The organism is Mesorhizobium sp. M1A.F.Ca.IN.020.04.1.1 (assembly GCF_003997315.1).
In the GTDB taxonomy this organism is placed as follows: Bacteria; Pseudomonadota; Alphaproteobacteria; order Rhizobiales; family Rhizobiaceae; genus Mesorhizobium.
Genome location: NZ_RZSN01000223.1, coordinates 1 through 8,184 on the forward strand (window position 1 = coordinate 1; position 8,184 = coordinate 8,184).

General features: G+C 64.1%; 8 protein-coding genes. 7 read left to right on the forward strand and 1 reads right to left on the reverse strand.

The window, feature by feature from the left end; translation table 11 throughout:
• The 5 genes from EOA49_RS28505 to EOA49_RS28525 form a co-directional block, all read left to right on the forward strand.
• A partial coding sequence (locus tag EOA49_RS28505) for an alanine racemase (protein WP_127243491.1) occupies nucleotides 1–1,252 on the forward strand: 1,252 nt, incomplete at its 5' end.
• A 34-nt stretch (nucleotides 1,253–1,286) separates the two neighbouring features.
• A complete protein-coding gene (locus tag EOA49_RS28510) occupies nucleotides 1,287–1,631 on the forward strand; it encodes a RidA family protein (RefSeq protein WP_067000282.1) in 345 nt (114 codons plus the stop codon).
• A 9-nt stretch (nucleotides 1,632–1,640) separates the two neighbouring features.
• A complete protein-coding gene (locus EOA49_RS28515; protein ID WP_127242076.1) occupies nucleotides 1,641–2,651 on the forward strand; it encodes a succinylglutamate desuccinylase/aspartoacylase family protein in 1,011 nt (336 codons plus the stop codon).
• 36 nt (nucleotides 2,652–2,687) lie between these two features.
• The gene (locus EOA49_RS28520) at nucleotides 2,688–3,866 is read left to right on the forward strand and encodes a hypothetical protein (RefSeq protein ID WP_127243492.1); all 1,179 of its coding nucleotides are present in this window, start codon (nucleotides 2,688–2,690) and stop codon (nucleotides 3,864–3,866) included.
• 155 nt (nucleotides 3,867–4,021) lie between these two features.
• Complete coding sequence (locus EOA49_RS28525) at nucleotides 4,022–4,525, forward strand: hypothetical protein (RefSeq protein WP_067000288.1); 504 nt, start codon at nucleotides 4,022–4,024, stop codon at nucleotides 4,523–4,525.
• 27 nt (nucleotides 4,526–4,552) lie between these two features.
• Here the strand turns inward: EOA49_RS28525 and EOA49_RS28530 are convergent, their stop codons facing one another.
• Complete coding sequence (locus EOA49_RS28530) at nucleotides 4,553–5,881, reverse strand: DNA polymerase IV (RefSeq protein ID WP_127241282.1); 1,329 nt, start codon at nucleotides 5,879–5,881, stop codon at nucleotides 4,553–4,555.
• 65 nt (nucleotides 5,882–5,946) lie between these two features.
• On the opposite strand from EOA49_RS28530, the gene EOA49_RS28535 reads away from it, so the two are divergent.
• Both EOA49_RS28535 and EOA49_RS28540 read left to right on the forward strand, forming a co-directional pair.
• On the forward strand, nucleotides 5,947–6,522 hold the full coding sequence (locus EOA49_RS28535; protein ID WP_095779266.1) for a GNAT family N-acetyltransferase: 576 nt from the start codon (nucleotides 5,947–5,949) through the stop codon (nucleotides 6,520–6,522).
• A 101-nt stretch (nucleotides 6,523–6,623) separates the two neighbouring features.
• Nucleotides 6,624–8,184: hypothetical protein (locus tag EOA49_RS28540; RefSeq protein WP_245460826.1), on the forward strand; the 1,561-nt coding region annotated here is incomplete at its 3' end.

An 8,184-nucleotide genomic window follows, 5' to 3' on the forward strand; every position in this document is an offset into this window, starting at 1 on the left:
GCCCCCCGGCACGCCCGGATTGGATTCCAGCCTGGCCGGACAGCAAGGCTGGCATCCGGCCGATGGCCGCATGTCGCTGCCGCTGCTCACCCTTGACGAAGCGGCCTTCGCCTCAAATCGCGACTTGTTCCTGCGTTATGCGCGCGAGCAGGGCGCTGCGGTCGCGCCGCATGCCAAGACGCCGATGGCGCCGGATCTCGCCCATTCGCTGGTCAAGGCCGGTGCCTGGGGCACGACGGTCGCCGATATAAGGCAGGCAACGGTGATGCTGAAGGCGGGTCTCTCGAGACTGATCATTGCCAACGAGGTCGGCGGCGCCGGTGGTGCAGGCCGGCTCGCGAAACTGACTGGCGCGTGGCCGGATGCCGAGCTCTATGTCTTCGCCGACTCGGTCGCGGCCGTGCGGGCACTGGCGGATGCGTGGCGGGCAGCTGCCGATCTCCCGCCGTTGCGTGTCCTGGTCGAGCTCGGCGCGGCGAGGGCCGGCGCACGAACCACGGCCGAGGCCGAAGCAATCGCCGATGCCGTCGCTGCGACCGGCGGACGGCTGCGCATTGCCGGCGTCGGCACCTATGAAGGTGCTGCCGCTCAGCCTGATTCGCTGCGCACCGATGAAGCGGTCTCTGCGCTGCTGGCATCGGTGGGCGACATGTTCCTCAGGCTCCGCGCTCGCCTCGGCGGCGAGGCTCCCCTGGTCGTGACGGCCGGCGGGTCGGTCTTCTTCGACAGGGTGGTGGCGGCGCTTTCGCCGCTGGTCGAACAGGACGGCAAGGCGACGCTGGTGCTGCGCAGCGGTGCCATCTTCTTCCACGACCACGGCGTCTATGACCGATCGCTTGGCGCGGTCGACAGCCGCAGCGGTTTCGAGCTCGGCGGCGCCACCGCCTCGGCGCGCAATTCTTTCCGTCCGGTCCTGCGTGTCTGGGCCGAAGTGCTTTCGCGGCCGGAACCTGATCTCGTCATTTGCGGCATGGGCATGCGCGACGTCTCCTTCGACCAGGGTTTTCCCAAGCCGCTCAGGGTGTATCGTTCGGGCGAGCCGCTGCCGGCTTCACCTGAGAAATCGCAGGTAGTCAAGCTCAACGATCAGCATGCCTTCCTGGCTCTCCAGCCTGGCGACGACATCGCGGTCGGCGACGTCATCGAATTCGGCATTTCGCATCCCTGCACCTGCCTCGACCGCTATCGCGTTATTTTCGGTGTGGATGAGACCGGTCGTGTGGCCCATGCCATTCCGACTTATTTCGGCTGACCAGGCCTCCAAAAAGAACTCGAAAGGATCCGAGATGATCAAATACTTCCAGTCCGGCTCTCGCATGTCGCAGGCGGTGGTGTATGGCGGCATGGTGCATATAGCCGGCCAGGTCGCCAACGACCGCAAGGGAGGCATCGAAGCGCAGACCAGCGATGTTCTGGCCAAAGTCGAGGCGCTGCTGCATGAGGCCGGCAGCAGCAAGTCGAAGCTCGTGGCGGTCAACATCTTCTTGCCGCAGATCGGCGATTTCGACGCGATGAACAAGATCTACGATGCCTGGGTGGATCCCGAGCGCCTGCCGGCACGCGCCTGCGTCGAAGCGCGTCTGGCCGACCCGGACCTGCGCATCGAAGTCACCGCCGTCGCGGCCGTCTGAGAGGACAGCATGCATACCGGCCTTGTCCACACGCTCGATTTCGACCGCGAAGGCAAAACGCACGGCTATCTCAGCATTCCGTTCTCGGTCGACCGCTCACCCTATTTCCAGGTCAAGGTACCGATCTGCACCATTCGCAACGGGAAGGGTCCCTCATTGCTGCTGATGGCTGGCAACCACGGCGACGAGTATGAGGGCGAGCTGTCGCTGGCCAAGCTGATCCGCCGGCTCGATCCGGCCGCAATCAGCGGTCGCATCACAATCCTGCCGATGGCGAATACGCCCGCGGTTATGGCCGCCAAGCGCTGCTCGCCGCTGGACGGCGGCAACCTCAACCGCGCGTTCCCGGGCGATCCGACGGGCACGCCGACCAGTCGGCTCGCCCATTTCCTGGAAACGGAACTGTTTCCCCGTCACGATGTCGTCTTCGACATCCATTCGGGCGGCACCTCGATGGAGCATCTGCCGACGGCGCTGGTCGAGCGCAATGCCGATGCCGAGCGCCATCGGCGGGGTGTCGAGCTAATGCGCGCGCTCGGGATGCCGTTCGGCTTCGTCGCAGACAACGGCCAGGCCTCGCCGACCTCGATGGGTGCCGCGCGCCGGGCTGGCGCCATCGGCGTCAGCGGCGAATTCGGCGGCGGCGGAACCGCTACCGTCGATTCGATGACGCTTACCGCTCGCGCGCTCGATCGCCTGATGGTCGAGCTGGGCGTGGTCGCGGCGCCGGTGCTCACATCGGACGCAGAGCCGGCGAAGCCGACGCGGTTGCTTTCGCTGTCGAGGCACAGCCAGGGCATCTACTCGACGCGGCGCGGCTGGTTCGAGCCTGCGGTCCGCCTCGGCGACAGCGTCAGTGCTGGCCAGCTGGCGGGATGGTATCACGATCTCGAACGGCTGGAGCTTGCCGAGGAGGCGATGCGTTTCTCCGAAAGCGGCATCGTGCTGTCGCGCCGGCTGCACACCATGTGCGAGGCGGGCGACTGCCTGATGCAAGTGGCCGAGCCGGTCGAAGGCTGACGCCGGCCCGGAAGGGACGAAGAACCGAGGATGAGCATGCAGCTTTCGATGTGGACCTATCCCTGGGACATTCAGGATCTCGGCCTGGAGACGGTCGAGCGCGATATTGTCCAGCGCGCCGGCCTCAACATGATCAGCCTGGCCACCTCCTATCATGCCGGTCGCTTCCTGCAGCCGCGTAGCCCGCGGCGAAAAGCCTATTTTCCAGAGGATGGCACCATCTATTTCAAGCCGTCAGCGGCGCGATGGGCCGACCTCGCCATCCAGCCCAAGGTCGCGGATGTGATCAGCGAAGGCGGCGACGTGCTTGGCCAACTCGTCCGCCGGTGGGAACAGGGCGGCCCCGGGGTCTCTTGCTGGACGGTGTGCCTGCACAACACCCGCCTCGGCATGCTTCATCCCGAGGCGGTCACTCGCGACGCCTTCGGCGATCCCAACTATTACAATCTCTGTCCCTCGCATCCCGACGCGCGCGCCTATGTCCGGGCGCTGGTTGCGGACATCTCGCACGGCTACAAACCGGACAGGATCGAACTCGAAAGCCCTTCCTTCATGGGATTTGCCCATGAGTACCATCACGAAAAGGACGGCGTCGGCCTCACGCCCGAGGAGGATTTCCTGCTGTCGCTGTGCTTCTGTCCCTCCTGTGTCGATCGCGCAGCCAAAGCCGGGGTCAACGCCGAACCGGCGCGAGCGCTCGTCCGGCAATGGATTGTCGAGACCTGCGAGCGCGCAGTGCCGGAGCGGCGCTTCCCCGGTTTTCCAGCGAGCGGACTCGAGGTTTTCGGGCCATGGCCGGAGCTACACGCCTATCTGGTCTGGCGCTTCGAGCCGGTGACCAGTCTGATCGCCGAGCTGCGCGAGGTGGCGCATCCGGTCACCAAGGTCCTCATCATCGACCTCAAGGAAGGCTGGCTGGGTGGCTGCGATCTGGCGGCTGTCGGCAAGGTCTGCGACGGGGCGATCCTCTGCGCCTATGACATGCAGGCCGAGGATGTCGCAAGCCTGGTGACGGACGGCCGCGCCGCGCTCGGCGCCGGCAAATTTCTCGGCACCGGCTACCGGCTTTTTTACCCGGAAATGGCGGGTCCGCAGTTGCTAGCGGCGAAGGTCATCCCGGCGCGGACAGCTGATGTCGATGGTCTCAACTTCTATAATTACGGGCTGGTGCCGGCAGCGCGGCTGGATTGGGCGAAGGCCGCGCTCTCGGCCTGAGCGCTGCCGGTCTTAAAATACCCTCACGCCAACCGGCCTTGTTGCAAAACGGTGATATCGGCAGGGGAACCTGCCAAGATCGCTTGCGTTCCTGAGTCTGTTTGCGCCTTCCGAGGCCAGGAGGCGCGTTTCGGCTCCAACGGGGGAGAATTTCGATGAGACCAGTGGTTCCGCTCGTTCTCGCCGGCTGCCTGATGACTGCCGCGAGCGCCTACGCCGACGATGCAGATTTCCTGCGCTCGTTCCAGGGCAGCTTCGCCGGCAACGGCACCTTCAAGGTGAGCGCGAATGCGCCGACGGTGAATATCTCCTGCGACTTCAAATCCGGCGCTACCTCGACCTCGCTGTCGCTCGACGGCAAATGCCGCGGGCTGATCTTGATGACGCGGGAGATCAGCGCGGATCTGAAGGCCACCGGCAGGGGCTATAGCGGCGTCTACATCGGCTCGCGTACCGGGCCGGCGCAATTGAACGGCAGCCGTTCGGGCAACGCGCTCAACCTCGGCATCCGTTGGGCAAAGGAGGTCAATGGCGACCGCAAAGCGCAGTTGACCGTCGAAAAGACCGGCAGCGACAGCATGCGGCTGACGGTGACCGACACGGATCCAAAAACTGGCAAGACCATGGTGACGAGCCGGATCGACCTGCAGCGCACCTGATCAAGTCCCCATGAATGCCAGCCGGTCTCAGTCCTCGAGCGGCTCGGGCGGGTTGGCGGCACGGCCCTTGCCGAAGGTGTAACCGGTCTCGACGGCCTTCCTGCCGAATTTGTCGCGCAGCTCGTCGATCGCGGTTTCGGCCATTGCGCGCTTGCGCGACTGGACGTCGACCAGATCCGGCGGATCGGCCTTCCCGTCGTCGGAAAGATCGCTGACGCCGATGCCGAGCAGGCGGAATTTCGTGCCGTCGGTCTCGCGACGCAACAAATCGAGCCCGGTCTGGAAGATGCGATCGGCCAGCCGTGTCGGATCGCCAAGCTGGCGGTTGCGGGTGCGCAGCTTGAAATCCTGCGTCTTCAGCTTCAGCACCACGGTGCGCCCGGCAATGCCGGATTTCTTCAGCCGCGCCGAGACTTTTTCCGACAGGCCGCGCAGCACCGGCACCAATTCTGCCAGCGAGCCGATGTCGTTGTCGAAGGTGGTTTCGGCCGACACGCTCTTGGCATCGCCGCCGGGGTCGACGCGGCGGTCGTCCTCGCCGCGCGAAAGCCGGTAGAGCCGGTCGCCCATGACACCGTAACGGCGCATAAGCTCGCCGCGCTCCATGCGCTGCAGCTGGGCAATGGTGCGGATGCCGTCGCGCTCGAGCGTCGCGGCCAAGGCCTTGCCGACGCCCCAGATCAGCGTGACCGGCTGCCCGGCAAGAAAGCTTGGCGCTTCCGCTTCGCCGATGACTGAAAAGCCGCGCGGCTTGCGGAAGTCCGACGCGATCTTGGCCAGGAACTTGCAGTAAGAGAGACCGGCGGAAACGGTGATGCCGAGTTCCTTCTCGACGTTCTGTGCGAAGCGGGCCAGCACAAGCGCCGGCGGCATGCCATGCAGCCGCTCGGTACCGGCGAGGTCGAGAAAAGCTTCGTCGATCGACAGCGGCTCGACCAGCGGCGTCAGCGCCTGCATCAGCGCGCGCACCTCGCGGCCGACACCGACATATTTTTCCATGTTCGGCGCAATCACCACGGCCTCGGGACAGGCCTCGAGCGCCTTGAACATCGGCATCGCCGAGCGCACGCCCTGGATGCGGGCAATGTAGCAGGCAGTGGAGACGACGCCGCGCCTGCCGCCGCCGACGATGAGTGGCTTGTCCTTCAGCGCCGGATTGTCGCGCTTTTCGATGGCGGCATAGAAAGCGTCGCAGTCGATGTGAGCGATGTGCAGCCGGTAGAGTTCCGGATGACGGACAAGGCGCGGGCTGCCGCAGCGCTCGCAACGGCGCGTCTCGCTGCGCTGAGAAGCCAGGCAGTCGCGACAAAAGCCGTGTTCGGGATTGTTGACAGGAGCCGCCATCGCTGCGAACATAAAGAGAACAAACGCAATGGTACGACAGTGCAGGGCCGGCAACAAGCTTGGCCTGGGGAGAACGTATGAGCACGACCATAGTACCGCTGAGTCCTGAGCATTGGACCGATTTCGAGGATCTCTTCGGCAAGCAGGGCGCCTGTTACGGCTGCTGGTGCACGCATTTCCGGCTGACCCCGGCGGAGCGGCGGGCGAGCGACCGCGAGCGCAACAAGGATCACATCAAGGCGCGCATCGAAGCCGGCCCGCCGCCCGGGCTTCTAGCTTTCGAGGACGGCAAGGCCGTCGGCTGGATGCAGGTCGGCCCGCGCGCCGACGTGCCTGAATGGAACAATCAAGGCCGGGGCTCGGCGCCTGTCGATCCCGCGGATGCCCAAGACCCGAACGTCTGGGCGATCTCCTGCTTTTTCATTCGCGCCAAGGCGCGGGGCAGGGGCATCACTCATCGCCTTGTCGACGGCGGCATCGCCTTTGCCCGCGAAAATGGCGCCAGGCTGCTGGAAGCCTGCCCGATCGATCTGTCGCGCGATTCGCGTTCGATCGGGCTGTTCGTCGGCTCGTCGCGCGTGTTCGAGAAGGCCGGGTTCGAGAGGCTTCTGGAGCGCAAGCCCGGCAGGCCGCTGATGCGGCTGGTGCTTTAGCCGCTCGATGATTTGGCTTACAGTCATCGTCTTGCGGCTGTAATGCTTCTTTTCCACCAGAAGACGAAACGATTTGCCTTCCGAGACCGACGGAGACTGACGTGAAGCGTGTTTTGCCACTTGTTTTCATTCTTGCTTTCAGCGCGCCGGCCGTTGCGCAGACCGTCGACAGCCAGGGCGCCAAACAGCTTTCGGACAATCTGGCGCGCTATTTCGGCAAGCAGGCGTTCGAGAAGGGCGTGCTCAAGGTCTCGGTCGAAGGCGACGCCTACAAGATCGCAGTGGACGTCAAGGCCCTGGTCAGCGCCCTGCCGGAGCAGAAGCCGTTCAAGATCGACCTCGCGCCCTATGCCTTGATGGTGAAGCCGCGCAGCGATGGATTCTGGGACGTCACCTCGGATTTTTCCCACACCATGTCCTTCGAATTCAACGGACCCGAAGGCCCGCAAAGCATGCAAGTTTCGGTCAAGGACGGCAAGGGCTCCGCCGTCTACGATCCGAACCTGGCGGCGTTCACCAGCGGCGCCAGCTCGATGGCCGGCATGACGATGACGTCTCGGGAAGCCAAGCAGCAGGCGGACGTCACCGCCGGTGCCGGCACCGCGACGATTGCCGCCACCAAGTCGGCCAATGGCGGCGTCGACTTCAAGGCAACGCAAAAGGTCTCGAGCTTCGTCGAGACTATCAAGATGGACGATCCCAACAGCGGAATGAATTTTCCGGTCACCCTGAAAACGCCCGAACTTTCCGTTGATGCGAATGGCAAGGGCGTACGGACGAAGCCGTTGCTCGACCTTCTTGCCTTTGCCGTCGCCAACGAGGACGAAGCCAAGCTCAAGGCTAACCAGGCGGAGCTCAAATCGCTCCTGTTGGCCGCGCTGCCCGTCTGGGAAAGGATCGACGGCAACTACAGCTTTAAGGATTTCGAGGTGGAGAGCCCTGTCGGCAAATTCGCGGCGAAGCAGTTCAGCACCGCGTTCGCGATGGACGGAATCTCACCGAACGGCAGAGTCGATTACTCGATCAAGGCCTCCGGCCTGACGATCCCGCAGCAAGCGCTGCCCGCCTGGAGCGTCGCGTTGCTGCCGACGGATATCGACCTCAACTTCGGTGGCGCCAATATTGATCTCGATACCATGGCAAGGAAGACGATCGAAGCCTTTGATCTCAATAAGAATCCGTCGCTGCCGGATGCATTCGGCAAGGCTTTGGTCGAGGATTTCAAGGCCAAGAAGCCCAAGATCGTGTTCGGGCACTCGACAGTGAAGAATGGCGGTATCGAAGTCGCCATGGAAGGCGAGGTGTATTTCCCGGATAGCAAGAAAGCCGATGGGAGCGTGACCATCGACGTCGCCGGCTACGACAGGATCGTCGATGCCCTGAAGGAAGCGGCAAAGAGCGATGAGCAAATGGTGCAGGCCTTCCCGTTCGCGCTTGCCGTCAAGGGTTTTGGCAAGACACTGCCTGACGGTCGCCTGGAGTGGGTGATCAACACCAAGGCCGATGGGTCCATCGTCGTCAACGGCGCCATGCTGAAGGGCCCGGATAAAGTCCAGGACGACAGCGCGGGGCAGGACGACAATTCGAGCGGCGATGACGGCGCGAACGGAACGGACAATTCAACCGGCGGGGCCGATTCGGACGGCGGCGACAATGGCGGGG